This is a genomic window from Tabrizicola flagellatus (assembly GCF_046295235.1).
Classification (GTDB): domain Bacteria; phylum Pseudomonadota; class Alphaproteobacteria; order Rhodobacterales; family Rhodobacteraceae; genus Tabrizicola; species Tabrizicola flagellata_A.
Genome location: NZ_JBKBLV010000030.1, coordinates 1 through 19,206, shown reverse-complemented (window position 1 = coordinate 19,206; position 19,206 = coordinate 1). Strand labels below are relative to the sequence as shown.

22 protein-coding genes and 1 pseudogene are annotated in these 19,206 nt (G+C 66.9%); 12 read left to right on the top strand and 11 right to left on the bottom strand.

The annotated features are described in order from the left end of the window. The first annotated feature begins 151 nt into the window (after nucleotides 1–151). Nucleotides 152–799 carry a bifunctional 4-hydroxy-2-oxoglutarate aldolase/2-dehydro-3-deoxy-phosphogluconate aldolase gene (gene eda / locus ACK4IU_RS13535; RefSeq protein ID WP_409736074.1) on the top strand — a complete coding sequence of 216 codons (648 nt, stop codon included), beginning with the start codon at nucleotides 152–154 and terminating at the stop codon, nucleotides 797–799. 42 nt (nucleotides 800–841) lie between these two features. On the opposite strand, the gene ACK4IU_RS13530 is transcribed toward eda, so the two are convergent. The 3 genes and pseudogenes from ACK4IU_RS13530 to ACK4IU_RS13520 form a co-directional block, all read right to left on the bottom strand. Further along, nucleotides 842–1,117 carry a hypothetical protein gene (locus ACK4IU_RS13530; RefSeq protein WP_149586849.1) on the bottom strand — a complete coding sequence of 92 codons (276 nt, stop codon included), beginning with the start codon at nucleotides 1,115–1,117 and terminating at the stop codon, nucleotides 842–844. Beyond that, nucleotides 1,104–3,068: a hypothetical protein gene (locus ACK4IU_RS13525; protein ID WP_409736118.1), complete on the bottom strand. Its 1,965-nt coding sequence runs from the start codon at nucleotides 3,066–3,068 to the stop codon at nucleotides 1,104–1,106. The genes ACK4IU_RS13530 and ACK4IU_RS13525 overlap by 14 nt, the downstream gene beginning before the upstream one ends. A gap of 15 nt (nucleotides 3,069–3,083) precedes the next feature. Next, nucleotides 3,084–3,782 (bottom strand): annotated as a pseudogene (locus ACK4IU_RS13520) (glutamine-synthetase adenylyltransferase); the annotation flags it as partial. A gap of 196 nt (nucleotides 3,783–3,978) precedes the next feature. Here ACK4IU_RS13520 and ACK4IU_RS13515 point away from each other — a divergent pair. From ACK4IU_RS13515 to ACK4IU_RS13505, 3 genes are all read left to right on the top strand, one after another. Continuing rightward, nucleotides 3,979–4,440, top strand: coding sequence for a YbaK/EbsC family protein (locus ACK4IU_RS13515; protein ID WP_409736072.1), 462 nt, complete (start codon nucleotides 3,979–3,981; stop codon nucleotides 4,438–4,440). A gap of 119 nt (nucleotides 4,441–4,559) precedes the next feature. Next, a complete protein-coding gene (locus ACK4IU_RS13510; RefSeq protein ID WP_409736070.1) occupies nucleotides 4,560–5,036 on the top strand; it encodes a DUF2852 domain-containing protein in 477 nt (158 codons plus the stop codon). A 129-nt stretch (nucleotides 5,037–5,165) separates the two neighbouring features. Then, nucleotides 5,166–5,993, top strand: a complete 828-nt coding sequence (locus ACK4IU_RS13505; RefSeq protein WP_409736068.1) for an arginyltransferase — start codon at nucleotides 5,166–5,168, stop codon at nucleotides 5,991–5,993. 33 nt (nucleotides 5,994–6,026) lie between these two features. On the opposite strand, the gene ACK4IU_RS13500 is transcribed toward ACK4IU_RS13505, so the two are convergent. The 4 genes from ACK4IU_RS13500 to gstA are packed head-to-tail and all read right to left on the bottom strand — an operon-like array spanning nucleotide 6,027 to nucleotide 7,669. Then, nucleotides 6,027–6,473, bottom strand: coding sequence for a DMT family transporter (locus ACK4IU_RS13500; protein WP_409736066.1), 447 nt, complete (start codon nucleotides 6,471–6,473; stop codon nucleotides 6,027–6,029). After that, on the bottom strand, nucleotides 6,466–6,678 hold the full coding sequence (locus tag ACK4IU_RS13495) for a tautomerase family protein (RefSeq protein ID WP_409736063.1): 213 nt from the start codon (nucleotides 6,676–6,678) through the stop codon (nucleotides 6,466–6,468). Before ACK4IU_RS13495 ends, ACK4IU_RS13500 begins: the two co-directional genes overlap by 8 nt. A gap of 2 nt (nucleotides 6,679–6,680) precedes the next feature. Further along, nucleotides 6,681–7,064, bottom strand: coding sequence for a nuclear transport factor 2 family protein (locus ACK4IU_RS13490; protein WP_409736060.1), 384 nt, complete (start codon nucleotides 7,062–7,064; stop codon nucleotides 6,681–6,683). Further along, on the bottom strand, nucleotides 7,061–7,669 hold the full coding sequence (gstA, locus tag ACK4IU_RS13485; protein ID WP_409736058.1) for a glutathione transferase GstA: 609 nt from the start codon (nucleotides 7,667–7,669) through the stop codon (nucleotides 7,061–7,063). Before gstA ends, ACK4IU_RS13490 begins: the two co-directional genes overlap by 4 nt. A gap of 120 nt (nucleotides 7,670–7,789) precedes the next feature. Here gstA and ACK4IU_RS13480 point away from each other — a divergent pair, with 120 nt between their 5' ends. From ACK4IU_RS13480 to ACK4IU_RS13470, 3 genes are all read left to right on the top strand, one after another. Beyond that, nucleotides 7,790–8,140: a winged helix-turn-helix transcriptional regulator gene (locus ACK4IU_RS13480; protein ID WP_409736055.1), complete on the top strand. Its 351-nt coding sequence runs from the start codon at nucleotides 7,790–7,792 to the stop codon at nucleotides 8,138–8,140. Nucleotides 8,141–8,259: 119 nt separating this feature from the next. Continuing rightward, nucleotides 8,260–8,865 (top strand): TRAP transporter small permease subunit, encoded by a 606-nt coding sequence (locus tag ACK4IU_RS13475; RefSeq protein WP_409736053.1) that lies wholly within the window; start codon nucleotides 8,260–8,262, stop codon nucleotides 8,863–8,865. Further along, nucleotides 8,862–10,652 carry a TRAP transporter large permease subunit gene (locus tag ACK4IU_RS13470; RefSeq protein ID WP_409736050.1) on the top strand — a complete coding sequence of 597 codons (1,791 nt, stop codon included), beginning with the start codon at nucleotides 8,862–8,864 and terminating at the stop codon, nucleotides 10,650–10,652. The genes ACK4IU_RS13475 and ACK4IU_RS13470 overlap by 4 nt, the downstream gene beginning before the upstream one ends. Before the next feature lie 97 nt (nucleotides 10,653–10,749). Here the strand turns inward: ACK4IU_RS13470 and ACK4IU_RS13465 are convergent, their stop codons facing one another. Next, nucleotides 10,750–11,856 (bottom strand): TRAP transporter substrate-binding protein, encoded by a 1,107-nt coding sequence (locus ACK4IU_RS13465; protein WP_409736047.1) that lies wholly within the window; start codon nucleotides 11,854–11,856, stop codon nucleotides 10,750–10,752. Nucleotides 11,857–12,138: 282 nt separating this feature from the next. Between ACK4IU_RS13465 and ACK4IU_RS13460 the strand changes: the two genes are divergently transcribed. From ACK4IU_RS13460 to ilvN, 5 genes are all read left to right on the top strand, one after another. After that, nucleotides 12,139–12,543: a VOC family protein gene (locus ACK4IU_RS13460; RefSeq protein WP_409736044.1), complete on the top strand. Its 405-nt coding sequence runs from the start codon at nucleotides 12,139–12,141 to the stop codon at nucleotides 12,541–12,543. A gap of 102 nt (nucleotides 12,544–12,645) precedes the next feature. After that, a complete protein-coding gene (locus tag ACK4IU_RS13455; RefSeq protein ID WP_409736041.1) occupies nucleotides 12,646–13,560 on the top strand; it encodes a calcium/sodium antiporter in 915 nt (304 codons plus the stop codon). A 317-nt stretch (nucleotides 13,561–13,877) separates the two neighbouring features. Beyond that, complete coding sequence (locus ACK4IU_RS13450) at nucleotides 13,878–15,623, top strand: acetolactate synthase 3 large subunit (protein ID WP_409736039.1); 1,746 nt, start codon at nucleotides 13,878–13,880, stop codon at nucleotides 15,621–15,623. Between the two features lie 60 nt (nucleotides 15,624–15,683). Further along, entirely contained in the window at nucleotides 15,684–16,685 is a 1,002-nt protein-coding gene (locus tag ACK4IU_RS13445; protein ID WP_409736036.1) for an acyltransferase family protein, read from the top strand. A 35-nt stretch (nucleotides 16,686–16,720) separates the two neighbouring features. Then, the gene (ilvN, locus tag ACK4IU_RS13440; protein WP_409736034.1) at nucleotides 16,721–17,281 is read left to right on the top strand and encodes an acetolactate synthase small subunit; all 561 of its coding nucleotides are present in this window, start codon (nucleotides 16,721–16,723) and stop codon (nucleotides 17,279–17,281) included. A gap of 43 nt (nucleotides 17,282–17,324) precedes the next feature. Here the strand turns inward: ilvN and ACK4IU_RS13435 are convergent, their stop codons facing one another. From ACK4IU_RS13435 to ACK4IU_RS13425, 3 genes are all read right to left on the bottom strand, one after another. Further along, complete coding sequence (locus ACK4IU_RS13435) at nucleotides 17,325–18,095, bottom strand: enoyl-CoA hydratase-related protein (RefSeq protein WP_409736031.1); 771 nt, start codon at nucleotides 18,093–18,095, stop codon at nucleotides 17,325–17,327. Nucleotides 18,096–18,233: 138 nt separating this feature from the next. Further along, entirely contained in the window at nucleotides 18,234–18,704 is a 471-nt protein-coding gene (locus ACK4IU_RS13430) for a cytochrome c-type biogenesis protein CcmH (RefSeq protein WP_409736029.1), read from the bottom strand. Continuing rightward, on the bottom strand, nucleotides 18,701–19,206 hold a 506-nt coding region (locus ACK4IU_RS13425; protein ID WP_409736026.1), incomplete at its 5' end, for a cytochrome c-type biogenesis CcmF C-terminal domain-containing protein. The genes ACK4IU_RS13430 and ACK4IU_RS13425, both read right to left, overlap by 4 nt.

Genomic DNA, 19,206 nt, shown 5'->3' with positions numbered 1-19,206 from the left:
CTCGCCCGGTTGATCCGCCACTGCCACCGGCGGGAGAAGGCAGAAACGCGCAAGTGCAGCACCCGCATTTGCCCTTTCGCAAATACTCCCGCCGGAGGCGACCCTGCCGCCCACCCCTGCACCGACGCCGGGGCCCGAAGGAGCCAAGACAATGACCCCCTCCCTGCAATCCGCGAAAGCCGCAGAGATCTGCCGCCTCGCCCCCGTTGTCCCCGTTCTGGTGATCGAGGATCTTGATCATGCCAGACCTCTGGCCGAGGCGCTGGTCGCCGGTGGCCTGCCGGCGCTCGAGGTGACGCTGCGCACGCCCTGCGCCCTGGATGCGATCCGGGCGATGGCCGAGGTCGCGGGCGGTGTCGTGGGCGCAGGGACGCTTCTGACGCCTGCCGATGTAAAGGCGGCCAAGGCGGCTGGGGCGACCTTCGGGGTTTCGCCCGGTGCGACCGACCGCATCATCGCGGCCTGCGAGGACGAGGGGCTGCCGCTTCTTCCGGGCGCCGCGACCGCCAGCGAGATCATGGCTCTGCTCGAGAAGGGCTACACCGTGCAGAAATTCTTCCCGGCCGAGCAGGCGGGAGGCGTAGCCTATCTCAAGTCGATCGGCTCGCCCATTCCGCAGGTGAAGTTCTGTCCGACGGGCGGGATCAGCCTGAAGATCGCGCCGGACTACCTCGGGCTCGGGAACATCCTCTGCGTCGGTGGCAGCTGGGTCGCGCCGAAGGAGGCCATGGCCAGGGGCGACTGGAAGGCGATCACGACGCTGGCCCGGGAAGCCGCCGCCCTGCCCCGCAGCACCTGAACATCCGCCGCGAGAACCGATGGCGGCGCCGCCGGTTCGCGGTCAGGCGCCGGCGCCGAGGCGCCCGGTGCGCCCCCCTCGGCGGCGGGGAACGTCGGGTGCCGTCAGTGCCTGGCGGAGGACGGCTGTCATAGGGTGGTCGGGATGAGCCGTGGCGTAGGTCGCAATCAGGGTCCGCACGGCGTCCGGGACCGGCGCTCCGACCGGGATCGACAGCGCCCAGTCCATGAAGATCGAGCGACATTCCCCGGCCGTGATCCCTTCGATCCGGTAGCTTTCCCGGACCAGCCCCTTCGGGTCCGCCTCAGCCAGTTCCATCGCCCGTCTCCCCATCCGACGTCCCCACCAGTCGCGTCACCGCCGCCTCCGCATCCGACACCGCCCGCGCCAGGGCTTCGGCCAGAGCCGCCGCGTCCGAGGCCCCGGTCTCCCGCAACAGGAAGGCCCGGCCACCCTCGCCCAGGCTTTGCCAGTCGAGCGCTCTCTCGCTGAGAAGCCGCGCCCCAGCATGCAGCCGCCACAGGAGCCTGTAGGCTGAGGTCAGCAGTTGCACGTCCGAATCCGGCATGATCCGGCCCGCCGCCGCCAACTGGCGTTCCACTCCACGGGCGGGGCTTCCGGCGATCAGCGCCACAGTCTGCGCGGCAAGCTCGATGTCCATGATCCGACCGGGGCCGTTCTTGGCGTCCCAGGCCCCTTGCGCCGGTTTTGCCGCGGCAAGCCGCGCCCGCATCTCGGCCACGTCCTGCCTGACCCGGTCTTCTTTCCCCTTTCGCGCCAGAAGCTCGCGGCGGAAGGTCTCGACCTCTCCAGCCAGCGTCGGCTCGCCCGCCAGCACCCGGGCGCGGGTCAGGGCAAGATGTTCCCAGGTCCAGGCCTCGGTCTCCTGGTAGGTGGTGAAGCTGTGCAGACTCGTCGCCACCGGACCCGCCCGGCCCGAGGGGCGCAGCCGCATGTCCACCTCGTAAAGCCGGCCCTCCGGCATCTGGGCGGTCAGCGCCGTGACCAGGGCCTGGGTCAGACGCGCGTAATAGGGGCGCGTCGCCAGCGGTCGGGGGCCGTCCGAGCCCTCGACCCCCTGATCGTCGTAGATCACGATCAGATCCAGGTCCGACCCGGCATTCAGACGGGCGGCCCCCATCGATCCCATGCCGACCACCACCGCGCCGCGCCCCGGCATCGCCCCGTGCTTGCGGGCGAAGTCGGCGGTGGCTTCGCTCCAGATTACCTGCACCACGGCCTCGGCGAGGTCGGCGTACTGCTTTCCGGCCTCGAACCCGTCGATCAGCCCGCGCAGGTGGTGGACGCCGACGCGGAAGTGCCATTCCTTCATCCAGCGCCGCGCCATGTCGAGCCGGCCCTCGTAGTCGGGCGCCGGGGCAAGACGCGCCTGAAGCTCGGCGCGCAATGCCGCCGTCCCGGGCCAGTCGCCCCAGAAGCTGCCGCCGATCACCCCGTCGAGCACGGCCGCATTGCGCGCAAGATACTGCGCCAGGGCCGGGGCGGATCCGGCGATGTCGATGATCAGGTCGATCAGCGTCGGGTTCGCCTCGAACAGCGCAAAGATCTGCACCCCGGCCGGCAGCTTCGCCAGGAACCCGTCAATCGCGCTCAGCGCCTCGTCGGGGTTGGCCGCCCGGGCAAGGCCCTTGAGGAAGCGTGGGCGCAATCGCCGGAAGATCGCCTGCGCCCGGTCCGATCGCAGCGCAGGATAATTTTCCCAGCCCCTGGTGATCTCGCGCGCCTTGTCCGAAAGTTCCGGCCCCTCCTCGACCTCGCCGGGAGAGAAGAAACCCTCGGTCAGGCGGTCGGTCCGGGTCAGACGATCCAGCAGGCCGGCCCTGAACTCGGCTTCGCTCTGGCCGCAGAAGGCCGCGATGCGGGCTACACCCTCGGCGCTGGTCGGCATCGAATGGGTCTGGGCATCGTTCACCATCTGCAGCCGGTGCTCCACCTCGCGATGCGCGCGGTAGAGAGTCGTCAGCTCGTCGGCGACCTCTGGCGGAACCCAGCCTTTCGCAGCCAGTGCGACCAGACCGCCCACCGTGGTGCGGTCGCGCAACGAGGGGTCGCGCCCCCCGGCAATGAGCTGCCGGGTCTGGGTGAAGAACTCGATCTCGCGGATCCCGCCAGCGCCAAGCTTCATGTTGTGGCCCTCGACCGCGATGGGACCATGCAGGCCGCGATGGTCGCGGATGCGCAGCCGCATGTCATGGGCATCCTGGATCGCCACAAAGTCGAGGTGCTTGCGCCAGACGAAGGGAGTCAGGGCCTTGAGGAAGCGTTCCCCCGCCGCGATATCCCCGCCGCAGGGCCGCGCCTTGATGTAGGCGGCACGTTCCCAGGTGCGTCCCTCGGCTTCGTAATAGGCCTCGGCCGCGGCCATCGACAGGCAGACGGGTGTGACGGACGCGTCGGGGCGCAGGCGCAGGTCGGAGCGGAACACATAACCGTCGGTCGCATCCGAAAGGATCGCCGTCATCCGCCGGGTGACCTTGATGAAGCTCGCGCGGGCCTCCTGCACTTCGCCCGGATAGCGGGTTTCGTCGAACAGGCAGATGAGGTCGATGTCGGAGGAATAGTTGAGTTCCCCCGCCCCCATTTTGCCCATTGCCAGCGCCACCATGCCACCCGCCGTTGCGGCATCCTCGAGGGTCGCTCCGGGAAGCTTGCCGCGCCGGATCTCCTCGGCAACGAGGGTGGTGAGCGACAGGTGGACGGCGGTGTCGGCAAGCCGGGTCAGTGCGCCTGTAACCACTTCCAGCGGCCACGCGCCGCCAAGGTCGCACAGCGCGGCAAGAAGGGCGACGCGGCGTTTGGCTTCGCGAAGCCCAAGCGGGAGGGCGTCGGCGGTCAGGTGGGTGGCGGACAGGAGAGTTGCATCAAGGGCCGCTTCGGGGTTCTCGACCGCCCCACGCAGCCAGTCGGCCTCCCGCTGCATCAATCCGCGCAGATAAGGGCTGCAGGCCGCTGTCGCCGCCATCAGGTCCATCACCTCGGGCGCGAAGCCGGACAGTTCGGCGCGCAGGTCGGCAGCTGCGGCGGGGTCGAATGGGATGGGCAGGCGGGTGATGCGGGCGGCAAGGGTCATGGGGCGACCTTGCGGCGGCGGGGCGGCAGGGTCAACGGTTGACCACCCGGCGTTGCGCCGGTTAGCTGCCGGGAAACGGAGAAGCGCGATGGCGAAATCGCTGGCGCGGGTGGCCGCGGCCTTGCGGGCGTCGGGGCTGGACAGTGTGCCGGTCGAGGCGAAGGGCGAGATCCGCACGGCCGAGGCGGCGGCGGATGCGGGTGTGGCGGTGGATCAGATCGTCAAGTCGATTCTGTTTCGGGGCGAAGGCGGGCTGTTCCTGTTCCTGACCGCAGGAGGCAACCGGGTCGATCCGGCCAAGGCGGCCGCACTGGCCGGGGAAGCGCTGTCGCGGGCCGAGATCGAGCTGGTGCGTGAAGTCACGGGCTTTGCCATCGGCGGTGTGGCACCCTTGGGGCACCTGACCCCTCTGCCGACCTTCCTTGACCCCCGGCTTCTGGACTTTGCCGAGGTCTGGGCGGCAGCCGGCACGCCGCGCCACATGTTTCGGATCGCGCCAGAGGATCTGGTGCGGGTGACGGGCGCGCGCGTGGCGGACTTCACCGGATAGGCGGAAAAGCGCACGCAGGTCCGGGATGTGAAAATACTTCACATGACCTCTTGCGAGGATGCAGGACCGGGTCCATCTTCCCTCATGTGAAAGCCGTTCACATCAAACAGGAGACCGCCATGCACAACTCGACGAACACCGCCCCGCAAGGCGGCTTCCGCAACAGCCTCCGCCGGGGCGAAGCGTGGCTCGATGCCAAGGGGAAATGGGCCTGGATCGCCTTCACGGTCCTGGGCTTCGTCATCAACCCCTTCCTCGGCCTTGCCATCCTGGCCTATCTGATCTGGGGAAAACAGATGTTTGCACGTTCCTGCGGCCAGCGCCGCCATGCCCACGACCACAGTTGGGGCCGCCATGCGATGCGTGCCGGCCAGCCGACCGGCAACCGCGCCTTCGATGACTACAAGGCCGAGGCGCTGCGGCGTCTGGAAGAAGAGCAGGAGGCCTTCGAGGCCTTCCTCGAGCGCCTGCGCGCCTCGAAGGACAAGACCGAGTTCGACAGTTTCATGGAGGAACGCGCCCGCGCCACGGCCGCGAAGGATGTCGCCCAGACCGAAGCCCGTCCCGAACCCGGTGCCCGTCCCGGCGAGTACTGACCGCCTGGCGACCTGCTCCGCCCGCCCGCGCCTGCGAGCGGGCGGGGCAGGCATTTCCGCAAGGGGACGCTTGGCGGAAACGATTTCGCTTGCTAGGCTCTGCGCGTCTCCATCCCCGAACCGAAGCCGATGCGCCATTCCCTTCCCTTGACGCCCCAGTTCTATGTGACGGCGCCGCAACCCTGCCCCTACCTGCCCGGGCGGATGGAGCGCAAGCTGTTTACCGCGCTTCAGGGGGAACACGCGCAGAAGCTGAACGATACCCTGTCCAAACAGGGCTTCCGCCGCAGCCAGAACGTGCTTTACCGCCCATCCTGCGCGGAATGCTCGGCCTGCCTGTCTGCCCGGATCCGGGTGGCGGACTTCCGGCCCACGCGGACGCAAAGGCGGATCCTGAAACGCGCGGCGCACCTGCGCCGCAATGCCACCTCGCCCTGGGCGACCGAGGACCAATTCGCGCTGTTCCGCCGCTATCTCGACCATCGCCACGCCGACGGGGGCATGGCCGACATGGACATCTTCGAATTCGCCGCGATGATCGAGGAGACACCGATCAAGTCCCGGGTCATCGAATACACCCGTCCGCCGAACCCGGGGGAACGCGGCACCCCCCTTGCCGCAGTCTGCCTGACCGACGTCTTCGACGACGGGCTGAGCATGGTCTACAGCTTCTACGATCCCGACCTGCCCGGGCTCAGCCTCGGGACCCATGTCATTCTCGACCACATCGCGATCGCGCGCGAGGCGGGGCTGCCCTATGTCTATCTCGGCTACTGGGTGCCAGGCAGCCGCAAGATGGGCTACAAGGCCGGCTTCTCAGCCCTGGAGATCTACAAGGGCGGGGAGTGGGTTCCGATGGGCGACCCGTCCAGCCACGGGGCCGACCTGCATCCGCTCTCGGTGGATCCCATCGCCGAACAGGTGGCCCGGATCAGCCTGCCTGATAGCCGGAAATAGCGCAACCGGGCCGACTGCGCCGTTCGCCCTTGCCTAGCCGCGCTGGCTGAGCAGCACCCCGGCCGCCATCAGGCCGAGCCCCAGCATCCTTTCGCCGCTGATCGGCCTTGAGGCCAGCCCCGCAAACCCGGTCGCATCGATCAGTGCCGCGCTGACCAGTTGACCCAGCAGCACGCACTGGATCGCCCGCGCCAGGCCGAAACGGGGCGTGACATGGGTGATCGACAGGATGTAAAAGGCCACCAGGCATCCAGCGAGCAGAAGGACCGGCGGTTGTCCGGCGACCCGGCCAAGCGCCCTGCCCTCTCCGGTAGCGACCAGCACCGCCAGCGCCGCCGCCAGCGCCACGGCAAACAGCACCACGGCGGCCGCATTGGCAGAGCCGATCCGATGGCCCAGGGCTGTGTTCAGCGCGGCGAGGACCGGAATGCCGATCCCCGCCGCGACCATCAGGGCCACATCGCGCAGGCCCTCACCCATCGGAGCGAACCCGCGCCCGGTAGGCCTCTACCGGCAAGCCGCCGATGCCCCAGTCCTCCATGGCGACCTCGTCGATCACGACGAAGGTCGTCGTCGGCGACTTGTCCAGTACCCGGACCAGCAGGTCGGTCACACCGGCGATCAGTTCGGCCTTCCGGGCCGCCGTTGCGCCCTCGCGGGTGATCCTGATGTTCACAAAGGGCATGCTCAGGCCTCCTCGTCATAGTGGAACACCTTCGAGATCACCTGCCAGCGGCCTTCCAGCCGGATCAGGGTCAGGAAGTCGGTGAACCGCCTCGGCCCGATGGAACAGCGCAGGACGGCCCGCGCCGTCACCGGCCCGGCGAAGTCGATCGAGACGATCTCGTCGCGCCGCGCCTCTCCGCGCGAAGCCGGAGAGGGTCTGGCATCGACCACCGGGAAATAGGCGTCCATGTCGCGGTAAAGCAGCGTGCCGTCGGTCGCGCAGACGTACTGCGCCTTCGGATGGAACACCTGCCGCAAGCGGGAGGTGTCGCTGAAATGCAGCCCGTCGAAATAGGTCGCGACCACGGCCGCCACCCCTGGGAAATCCACCGCTGTGCCGCTCATGCCGCCAGTCCCTCTGCCTTCAGCACGCACTGCACCGCAGGGCGGGCCGCCACCCGGGCCATGAAGGCCGACAGGTGCGGCCAGCGCGACAGGGCGATCCCGGTGAAATTCGCCCAGTTGGCGACGACAAAGGCATAGGCATCGGCAATGCCGAAGGCCTCGCCGGTCAGATACGTCCGCCCATCGGCCAGCCGGCTCTCCAGCCAGTCGAGCTTGCCCGCCACCGCCTGCCGGGCAGCGTCCTTCTGCGCCTCGGTCGCGGAGGGGCTGAACAGCGGTCCGAAGGCCACATGCAGTTCGGTCCCGGTGAAGTTCAGCACCTCGTTCACCCGCGCCCGCGCCAGGGTGCCGGGCGCCGGGGCAAGCCCCTTGCCGGGCACCCGGTCGCCCAGGAATTGCAGGATCGCCGGGCCTTCGGTCAAGACTTCGCCCCCGACCTCCAGGGCCGGCACCTTTCCCTTGGGATTGATCTCGCGGTAGTTCGCCCCGCTTGCGGTCTCGCCATTCGCGGTGTCCACGATCTCAACCGCGAAATCACCGCCGATTTCGGCCAGGATGATATGCGAGGCCATCGAGCAGGCGCCGGGTTTGATGTAGAGTTTCATCGTCGTCTCCTTGGTTGTCGGTGCGACATGGCTAGCGCACATGATAACCAAAGGTAACACAGTAACTTGCGGTAATCTCCAGAATGAGGTATCCGCCCGGTAACCGCCCGGAGATCCGCGATGGCCCTGATCCGCCGCAAGAACCGCACGCCGCATCCGATGTGCCCATTGTCCGACTGCATGGCCTTCATCGGCGGGGCCTGGACGCCGAACATCATTTGGTATCTGTCCTCCGGTCCCCGGCGTTTTTCCGAATTGCGGGGGGATATTCCCCTCGTTTCGGCCAAGGTCCTGACCCAGCGCTTGCGCGAACTGGAAGACCGGGGCATCCTGACCCGGTCCGTGATGGAAACCTCTCCGCCCTCGGTCGAATACGCGCTGACGGACCTGGGGCGCGAGTTCATGCCCGTCATCCGCGCCATCGCCGAGGTCGGGCAGCGGCTCAAGGAACGCGTCGCGACCCTGGAGTGACCGGTGCACCCCAACGGGCTTGACCTGCGGGCATGAGTTGCGCTAATTGGTCAGATTAATTTACCAGATAATTGGTCCATCGGAGAAGCCGGTGGCGATCCAGGGGAGGAACCCAATTCATGCAGGTCCTGCTGGCCCTGTCTCGGGGCGTCGATCGCGTGACCGAGCTCATCGGCAAGATCGTCATGTGGCTCATCCTGCTGGCCGTTCTGGTCAGCGCTGGCAATGCGGTGAGCCGAAAGCTGTTCAACCTGTCCTCGAATGCCTGGCTCGAACTGCAATGGTATCTGTTCGGAGCGGCCTTCATGGGCGCTGCGGCCTACACCTTGCAGCAGAACGAACACATCCGCATCGACGTGTTCTATGCCTCGCGCTCGCGCCGCACCCAGCACTGGATCGACCTCTTCGGGCACATCTTCTTCCTTTTGCCCTTCGCCGCACTCATGGCCTGGTATCTCTGGCCCTACACCATGCAGGCCTACAACTCGGGCCAGGTCTCGACCAACGCGGGTGGGCTTATCATCTGGCCGGCGCGGGCGATCCTGCTGGCGGGCTTCCTGCTACTTGTGGCACAGGCGCTGGCCGAGATCGTCAAGAAGATCGCCGTGATGCGCGGGCTGATCGATGACCCCCATCCCTTCGTCTCGGCCCAGGACCACGCCCTGCAAGAGGTCGAAGAGCTCAAGGCCGAAGTGCAGTCCCAGACCGAAGAGGTGCGCAAATGATCGAGATCCTCGCGCACAACATGGCGCCGATCATCTTCGCCAGCCTCGTCGTCTTCCTGCTGCTCGGCTACCCCGTTGCCTTCTCGCTGGCGGCGAACGGGCTGATCTTCTTCGTCATCGGCGTCTGGCTCGCGCCCTACTCCAACGGCGAGATCACACTGGACTGGCCCCTGCTCGGCACGATGCCGCAGCGATTGTGGGGCATCCTGTCCAACGAAACGCTGCTTGCCATCCCCTTCTTCACCTTCATGGGCATCATCCTCGAACGAAGCGGCATGGCCGAGGACCTTCTCGACACGATCGGCCAGCTCTTCGGACCAATCCGCGGGGGCCTGGCCTTTGCCGTGGTCCTGGTCGGCGCCCTGCTGGCGGCCACGACCGGCGTGGTCGCGGCCTCGGTGATCGCCATGGGCCTGATCTCGCTGCCGATCATGCTGCGCTACGGCTACGACCGGCGTACGGCGACCGGGGTGATCGCGGCCTCGGGGACGCTGGCACAGATCATTCCGCCGAGCCTCGTGCTCATCATCCTGGCCGACCAGCTGGGCCGCTCGGTCGGCGACATGTACAAGGGCGCGCTGATCCCGGGTCTGGTGCTCACCGGCATGTATCTGGGATACATCGCGATGATCGCGATCTTTCAGCCCCATAAGGTGCCCGCCCTGCCCCCGGAGGCACGGACGCTGGGCGGTGGCGTGACCTCGCTTCTGGTCGCACTCGCAGCCGCGTCGGGCATCGGCTATGGCGCTCATCTTTGGGCCTATGCCGACTGGGGCGCCAATGCCGACGTGCTCGGGGCGACGATCGGAACGGTGGCGATCTATCTCTACGCCCTGGCCGATCGCTATGCGGGCCTGAATCTTCTGTCCCGGCTCGCGCAGCAGGTCATCATGGTGCTGATCCCGCCGCTTGCGCTGATCTTCCTCGTGCTCGGCACCATCTTCATCGGGCTCGCCACACCCACCGAGGGTGGGGCCATGGGGGCGGTCGGTGCGATGGTGCTCGCCTTCGCGAAGGGACGCTTCACCATCCCGATGGTGCAGTCGGCGCTGGCGGCCACGACGCGGCTGTCTGCCTTCGTGCTCTTCGTCCTGATCGGCGCGCGGATGTTCAGCCTGACCTTCTATGGCGTGAACGGCCACATCTGGGTCGAGGAACTGCTGACCGCCGTGCCGGGGGGCCAGTACGGCTTCCTCTTCGTGGTGAACCTGATCATCTTCATCCTGGGCTTCTTCCTCGACTTCTTCGAGATCGCCTTCATCCTGATCCCGCTCCTGATCGCGCCGGCGCAGACGCTTGGGATCGACCTCATCTGGCTGGGTGTCATCATCGGGGTGAACCTGCAGACGAGCTTCCTGACCCCACCCTTCGGCTTTGCGCTCTTTTACCTGCGCTCGGTCGCGGCCAAGGTGCCCTATCTCGACAAGGTCACCGGAAAGAAGATGGACGGGATCAAGACCGGACAGATCTATCAGGGTGCGATCCCCTTCATCATCATCCAGGTGCTGATGATCTTCGCCGTGGTGCTGTTCCCGCAGATGGTGATGCACTACAAGGGGCCGGTGGTGGACGCCTCGACCATCGAGATCAAGGTGCCGGGCTTCCAGCCGATGGACCCGGGAGGTCAGGGCACCGCACCAGTCGCACCAGGGGGACTGCCGGGCCTGCCGGGCGCTCCGACGCTTGGCGCACCGAACCTGGGCGGAGCGACGACGCCTTCGCCGCAGGGCGAGGCCCCGGCCCCGGGCGGCCTGCCCCGGCTGGGCGCACCGGTCATCACTCCCTGACCAGTGCGAGCGGGCCGTTCCGGCGAATGAACCAACGCAAACTGGAAAGGCCCCGGATCGCTCCGGGGCCTCTCGGTTTTTCTCTGGTCTGGATGCCTTACAGCTTGCCGGCCTGCTGCTGCGTCATCATGAACACGTCGTAGTTGTATTCCGCGATCTGTGCCCAGAGATAGGCGTCCTTCTTGAACGCAGTCTGGCTGTCGTGGATCTTCTTGAACGCGGCGTTGGTGGCGCTGATTTCGGCATAGGTCGCCATCGCCGCATCATAGGCCGCCGAGAGAACATCCTGCGGGAAGGGCCGCAGCTGCGCCCCGTTCGCAACAAGGCTCTTCAGCGCGGTCGGGTTCTTGTAGTCATAGTTCGCCATCATGTTCGAGTTCGACGCCTCGCAGGCCGTCGCCAGAACACCCTGGTAGAACTTGGGCAGCTCGTTCCACTTGGCCAGGTTGACCATCGTCGACAGCGTCGGGCCGCCTTCCCACCAGCCGGGATAGTAGTAGTAGGGCGCGACCTTGTAGAAGCCGAGCTTTTCGTCATCGTAGGGGCCGACCCATTCGGCCGCGTCGATCGTGCCCTTTTCCAGCGACGGATAGATGTCTCCGCCGGCGATCTGCTGCGGGACGACACCGATCTTCTCGATGATCTTGCCGGCAAATCCGCCGATACGCATCTTCAGGCCCTGAAGATCGGCGAGGCTGTTGATCTCCTTGCGATACCAGCCGCCCATCTGCACCCCGGTGTTGCCGCAGGGCAGATAGTGCAGGTTCTGGGTGTTGAAGAACTCGTTCAGCATGTCGATGCCGCCGCCGTGATACAGCCAGGCGTTCATCTGACGGTAGTTCAGGCCGAAGGGCACCGTGGTCCCCAGCGCGTAGGTCGGATCCTTGCCCCAGTAGTAATAGCTGGCGGTGTGGCAGGCCTCGACCGTCCCCTGCGACACCGCATCGGCGGCCTCCAGGCCAGGCACCAGTTCGCCCGCCGGGAAGATCTGCAGCTGGAACTTGCCGTCAGTGGCTTCGGCCACATACTTCGACATCGTCTCGGCGGCGCCGTAGATCGTGTCCAGCGACTTCGGGAAGGAAGATGTGACGCGCCAGGTCACGGTGGGCGCATCCTGGGCAATTGCCGGCGCTGCCAGCGCAGCCGCACCGGCAGCGGCGACACCGCCGGCGGAAGCCTTGGTCAGAAATGAGCGTCGATCCATGCAGTTCTCCTCCACTGTTGGCCCGCCCGGGATCGCTGGCCCCGGCGCGGGCATCTCTGCGAAGTAGACCGTAGAGAAGCTTGCACAAGATGAGAACTCAAAACTGCATCAGGCCTGCGAATCTGGTCAGAAAACCTTACCACCCGCGTGCCGGCCCCGATTGCCACCTTGTGTTGGCGCTATCATTACCCGGCAGGGGTGCCGTGGTGCAGACAACTGCCTGCAAGCTGGGCAAATCTTCTTCTCGGATCAAGAATCACCTGACGCGAAAGGCCCTGCCGCATGTTCAGTTACGTCTCGCTCGGCACCAAGGACCTCGCCCGTGCCCTGCCCTTTTACGACGCGGTCCTTGCCCCGCTCGGCCATACGCGGATCGAGGACTACGACCCCGAGGACCGCTCAGCCGCCTGGGGGCTGGATGATCCGGGGCCGCATCTGTGGGTGACCCAGCCCTTCGACGGCGCTCCCGCCACTCCGGGAAACGGCACGATGGTCTCCTTCCTCGCCCCCTCGCGCGCGGCGGTGGATGCATTCCATGCCGCGGCGCTGGCCCATGGCGGCACAGACGAAGGCGCGCCGGGCCTGCGCCCGCACTACGGGGCGCACTTCTACGCGGCCTACGTCCGCGACCCGGATGGCAACAAGCTGAACGCGGTCTGTTACCGGCCGGACACGCCGACCGGGTGACGTGCGGCGGATCCCTGCCTTGCGCTGCGAAATCGCACGGCTCCCCCCTTGCATTCCGCCGCGGCGCACCAACCTCTGCCCGAAACAAACCGGGTGAATGTCTTGACCTATCTGCTTTTCGTCGTCGGCCTCGTCATCCTCGTGGCGGGGGGCGAGGCCCTTGTGCGCGGCGCATCGGCCATTGCCCGCAAGTTCCACCTGTCGCCGCTGTTGATCGGCCTGACCATCGTCGGCTTCGGCACCTCGGCGCCGGAACTGATCGTGTCGGTCCAGGCTGCGCTGGCCGATCGGCCGGGCATCGCCATCGGCAACGTGATCGGCTCGAACATCTCAAACGTTCTTCTGATCCTCGGCATCTCGGCGCTGATCGCGCCCCTCGTCCTGCCTGGCCGCAAGCTCTGGCGCGACCTCGCCTTCATGCTGGCAGCCACGGCGGCGGTCTGGGTCATGCTGCTGGACGGCAACATCTCGCGGATGGATGGCGTCATCCTTGTGGCCGGCCTCATTGCCTTCCTGACCACCGCCTTCGTCGTCGGCAGCGGCCACCCGCCGGAACCCGGCCACGAAACCATGGGCCAGTCCTGGAAGCCGTGGCTGATGACCGGCGCGGGGCTCGTGGGGCTGGTCATCGGCGCCCGGCTTCTGGTGGACAGCGCCACGCAGATCGCCGAGACCTTCGGCGTGCCCGAGGCGGTGATCGGCCTGACCATCGTCGCCGTGGGCACTTCGCTGCCCGAACTTGCGACCAGCGTCATCGCCGCCTTCCGCAAGCACACCGAGATCGCCGTGGGCAATGTGGTCGGCTCGAACATCTTCAACATCTTCGGGATCCTCGGCATCACCGCCCTGATCGCGCCGATTCCGGCCGAACCGCGCTTTGCCGACAGCGACATGTGGTGGGTGGCGCTGTCCTCGCTCGGGCTGGCTGCGGTCGCGCTGCTCCTGAACGGCCTGCCCAGGACCGCCGGTCTGGCGCTTCTGGCGCTCTACGGCAGCTATGTCTGGCTGATGGCCTGAGTCTGGCGGCGCCCCGCGGGCAACTCCCGCCAGGCCGGAGTGAGCGAAGGAAAGTTGCGCACCGCGACGCCGGATCGCAACAAAAGTTCAAAGTTCCCGGCAAACGGCGACACTTTCTGTTTGCAAATCCCGTTGACGCCCGGCATATCCCCCCCTACTGTTCCGACCGAAACGTCAAGGGTGGTCCAAATGGCCAGACTTCTTGTCATCGTAGGAAGGACGCGCATGGGCCGGTGACGGTTGACCATAACGGTTCCCATGCGCCCCCGAAGGAAACCTCGGGGGCTTTTTGTTGCGCGAGAACGGAGACGCGGGAAATGTCGAAGCAGATGACCGGTGCGAAGATGGTGGTCCAGGCGCTGAAGGATCAGGGCGTCGAGGTCGTCTTCGGCTATCCCGGCGGCGCGGTGCTTCCGATCTATGACGAACTGTTCCTGCAGAACGACATCCGCCACATCCTCGTCCGCCACGAACAGGGCGCGGTGCACATGGCCGAGGGCTATGCCCGTTCGACCGGCAAGCCGGGCGTGGCGCTGGTGACCTCGGGTCCGGGGGCGACGAACGCCGTGACCGGCCTCACCGACGCGCTGATGGATTCGATCCCGATCGTGGTGCTGACCGGTCAGGTCCCAACCTTCATGATCGGCACCGACGGCTTTCAGGAGGCCGACACGGTGGGCATCACCCGGCCCTGCACCAAGATGAACTGGCTGGTGAAGGACACCGCGAAACTCAGCGAGACCATCCATCAGGCCTTCCACGTCGCCACCCACGGCCGCCCCGGCCCGGTGCTGATCGACATCCCCAAGGACGTGCAGTTCGCCACCGCCGACTACACGCCCGCCGAAAAGGCCAAGGTGTCACATTACCAGCCACGCACCGAGGGCGACCCGGACCAGATCGCCCGCCTGGTCGAGATGATGGAAACCGCCGAACGCCCGATCCTCTATACCGGCGGCGGCGTCATCAACTCGGGCCCCCGCGCGAGCCAGCTCTTGCGCGAACTGGTGGCCGAGACGAACTTCCCCATCACCTCGACGCTGATGGGCCTCGGCTGCTATCCGGCCAGCGGCAAGAACTGGATCGGCATGCTGGGGATGCACGGGCTTTACGAGGCCAACCTTGCCATGCACGGCTGCGACCTGATGATCAACATCGGTGCCCGCTTCGACGACCGGATCACCGGCCGGGTCAAGGATTTCAGCCCGCGCTCGAAGAAGGCGCATATCGACATCGATCCCTCCTCGATCAACAAGGTCATCCATGTCGATGTGCCAATCCTTGGCGACGTGACGAAGGTGCTGGAAGAGCTTCTGCGCCAGTGGCGCGCGCGCGGGTCCCGGACCGACAAGGCGGGCCTCGCGAAATGGTGGAAGCAGATCGACGAGTGGCGCGCGGTGAAGTGCCTCGCCTACAAGCCCTCGACCACCACGATCAAGCCGCAATACGCGCTGGAACGGCTGGAGGCGCTGACCAAGGGGATGGACCGCTACATCACCACCGAGGTCGGCCAGCACCAGATGTGGGCCGCGCAGTTCCTGGGCTTCGAGGACCCGAACCGCTGGATGACTTCCGGTGGCCTCGGCACCATGGGCTACGGCCTGCCCGCCAGCATCGGCGTGCAGATCGCCCATCCCGAGGCGCTGGTCATCAACGTGGCCGGCGAGGCGTCCTGGCTGATGAACATGCAGGAAATGGGCACCGCCATGCAGTTCCGGGCACCCGTCAAGCAGTTCATCCTTAACAACGAACGCCTCGGCATGGTGCGCCAGTGGCAGGAACTGCTGCACGGCGAACGCTATTCCTCCTCGTGGTCGGAAAGCCTGCCGGACTTCGTAAAGCTGGCTGAGGCCTTCGGCTGCAAGGGCATCAAGTGCGACGATCCGAAGGACCTCGACGATGCGATCATGGAGATGATCCGCTACGACGGTCCGGTGATCTTCGATTGCCTTGTCGAAAAGCACGAGAACTGCTTCCCGATGATCCCCTCGGGCAAGCCGCACAACGAGATGCTGCTCTCGGCCGACGCCGAGGCGTTCCGGTCGGGGGCGGTGCTGGTGTAATGCGCCCGGACCCCGGAGTTCGGTCCGGGGTCCGGCCGACCAGCCGCAGGCAGATCGACCATGATCCAGACCGCCGAATCCAGCGTCATGACCCGCGACCTGTCGCTGGATGTCGCGAAGGGCATCGGCATCCTCCTGGTCGTGATCGGCCATGTCTGGCGCGGCCTCGACAGCGCGGGGATGATCGGCAACCCCGACCTGTTCCGCCTGATCGACCGGCTGATCTACAACTTCCACATGCCGATGTTCTTCATCCTCTCCGGCATGACCTTCCAGACCTGGGCGCTCCGCCGTCCGCTTGCCGAGGCCGCGAGCAGCCGCCTGACCCGCCTGATCTGGCCGCTGGTCCTCTGGACCTACCTCTTCGCCGCCGCGCGCCTCGCCGCCGGGGACGCGGCCAACACCCGGCTCGACGGTTGGCAGAGCCTGGCCTTCTGGCCCCTGCCGCCGCGCGACCATTTCTGGTTCCTCTGGGCGCTGTTCCTCCAGCATCTCGCCGTGCTTGCCCTGATCCGGCTGATCACCGGCCCTCTGCCCGCGCCAGCCTGGGCGATGCTGGCCGCGCTGATGGTGCTGGGCTCCAGCTTCACCCCTTACGGCCTGACCCCCTGGACCTTCGGTGCACTGACCTATGCCGGGGCCTTCCTGACCGGCCTCGCGCTTGGCCAGACGAGCGTCCGGCCGGAAGGCCTTACGGCGCTGGTCATCGCCGCCCTGGCCTTCATCGGTTTGCAGGTGCTCAGCTTCCGACTGCCCGAGACGCTGCTGACCACCCAACTCCTCGGCATCGCGCTCTCGCTGTCCGCGCTGGCGGTGATCCATGCGCTCACCGCGGCGCGCAGCGGCCCCCTCTTGCGCCTTTTCGCCTGGCTCGGCGTCTCCTCGATGGGGATCTACCTCGCCCACACCATCTTTTCCGCCGGCACCCGCGCGGTGCTGGTCCGCCTGACGCAAGATCTGACCCTGCACATGATCGCCGGGACGCTGGCCGGGATCATTGGCCCGCTCCTGATCTACGCCGTCATCCGCCGTATCGGCCGTCCTGCCTGGATCGGCTTCTAGACCCCATGCCACCCCTCAACGGAAGGTAATCCCCCGTGTCCGCACTGAACATCAAGAAAGGCTCGACCAGCCATTCCGCCTATGACCTCCGTTCGGCCAATTCCGAGGTCGAGGAATCCCACACCCTCGCCGTCATCGTCGAAAACGAACCCGGCGTCCTGGCCCGCGTGATCGGCCTCTTCTCCGGGCGCGGCTACAACATCGACAGCCTGACCGTGGCCGAGGTGGACCACACCGGCCACCGCTCGCGCATCACCATCGTCACCCGCGGCACCCCCGCCGTCATCGACCAGATCGAGGCGCAACTCTCCCGCATGGTCCCGGTCCACGCCGTCCACGACCTGACGATGGACGGCCCCTCGGTCCAGCGCGAACTGGCATTGGTCAAGGTCAAGGGCAAGGGCGACCACCGGATCGAGGCGCTGCGGCTGGCCGAGATCTTCCGAGCGAACGTGGTCGATTCCACGCTGGAAAGCTTCGTGTTCGAGATGACCGGCACACCGGAAAAGATCGACGCCTTTGCCGACCTGATGCGCCCCCTCGGCCTGGTGGAGATCGCGCGCACCGGTGTCGCTGCCCTGAAACGCGGCGTGTGACCGAACCGGAAGCCCGCAGGTCGGGCTTCAGTCCGACCCGCGACTATCGACCCGTGAACCGAGGTGCGCGCTTCTCCTGGAAAGCCGCCACGCCCTCGCGGAAATCGGCCGACTGCCCACAGATCCCCTGCAACCGCGCCTCGACTGCCAGCTGATCCTCAAGGCTCTGGTCGAAGGCGCCGCGCAGCGCGACCTTCAGCGCCGCATAGGCCCCAGTCGGGCCGGCCGCCAGCCGCGTCGCCCGCGCCGCCACCACCTCGGCAAAGCGGTCGTCGGGCACCGCTTCCCAGATCATCCCCCAGTCCGCCGCCTGGCGCGCAGGGACGGGTTCGGCCAGAAGCGCCGCGCCCATCGCCCGCTGCAACCCCACCCGGCGCGGCAGGAAACTGGTGCCGCCCGCATCCGGGATCAGCCCGATCCGCGTGAAGGCCTGGATGAAGACCGCGCTTTCCGCCGCGATCACCAGGTCGCAGGCCAGCGCCAGGTTCGCCCCCGCCCCCGCCGCCACCCCGTTCACGGCGGCGATGACCGGCACCGGAGCCTCGGTGATCGCCCGGATCATCGGCACATATTCGTCGTTCAGCACCGCCTCGAACCCGACCTCGTCCAGACCCGAGGCATCGCTCAGGTCCTGCCCGGAACAGAACCCCCGCCCTGCGCCGGTCAGCACGATCACCCGCGCCCCGTGCCCCTCCAGAAGCGCGGCGGTAAGTTCCCGCCGCAACTCACGGTTCAGCGCGTTCATCAGCTCGGGCCGGTTCAGCGTGATCCGGCAGATGCCCCCTGCCGCCTCCACCTGCACAAGTTCTGCCATCCGTTCCTCCCTTGGCCATGGGCGCCTCCCCTCCCCCTCCGTGGGGAGGGGATGGGGGTGAGGGCCTGCCCCTCGCATGTTTGCGCCCTTGACTGGATAGACCGACCGGCCCCCCCCGGGCCAAAGCCCGACGCGGCGTCACTGTTTCAGGATTTCGCGCAGCCGCGCCTCTTCGTCGGCGCTGAGCGCGGCCTCGGGTCTTGCCCGCCGCCGCCCTGCCGCAACCGCAACCGCAATGCCTGCAAGCAAGAGCGCGGGGCCTGCCAGCCACAGGACCAGGTTCACCCCTTCGGCCCTGGGCTTGAACAGCACCCCCTCGCCATAGCGAGCGACGATGAAATCCACCACCTCCGCGTCACTGTCGCCGGCCACCAGCCGCTCGCGGATGATCAGCCGCAGGTCCCGGCTGATCGGAGCATTGGAATCGTCGATCGTCTCGCCCTGGCAGACAGGGCAGCGGATGTCGCGGCTGATCGCCCGCGCGCGGGCTTCCAGCGCGGGATCGGCCAGCATTTCGTCGGGCTGCACCGCCCATGCGGGGCTGAGCATCAGGAACAGGGCAAGGATGTAGGGTGGGATTCCACCCCACCGCGACTTGAGCGATGTCATTCCGCCGGCACTCCCGCCAAATCCTGCCGCCGGGCGCCCGCAGCCACGCGATAGCGCCGATCGGACAGGCTGAGCACCCCGCCAAGCGCCATGATGATCGCCCCGCCCCACAGCCAGTTGGCGAAGGGCTCGATATAGCTGCGCACGGCCCAGCCGCCGCTCTTCTGCCGGTCGCCCAGCACCAGATAGAGGTCGCGGGTGAAGCCATAGTCGATCGCGGCCTCGGTCGTGGGCATCTGCGCCACGGGGTAGAACCGCTTTTCGGGGTTCAGCACCGCTATGGGCACGCCGCCCTTCGTCACCGTCATCGTGCCCATGGTCGAGCTGTAATTCGGCCCCTCGACCTCTTCGACCTTGTCCAGCCGCACCGTGTAGCTGCCCAGCGGGAAGCTTTCGCCCTCCTGCACCACGCGGATGTCCTCGACCTTCCAGGCCAGCATCGCCGAGACGGCAAAGATCGTGACTCCCAGCCCGAAATGCGCCGAGGCCTTGCCCCAGTCGG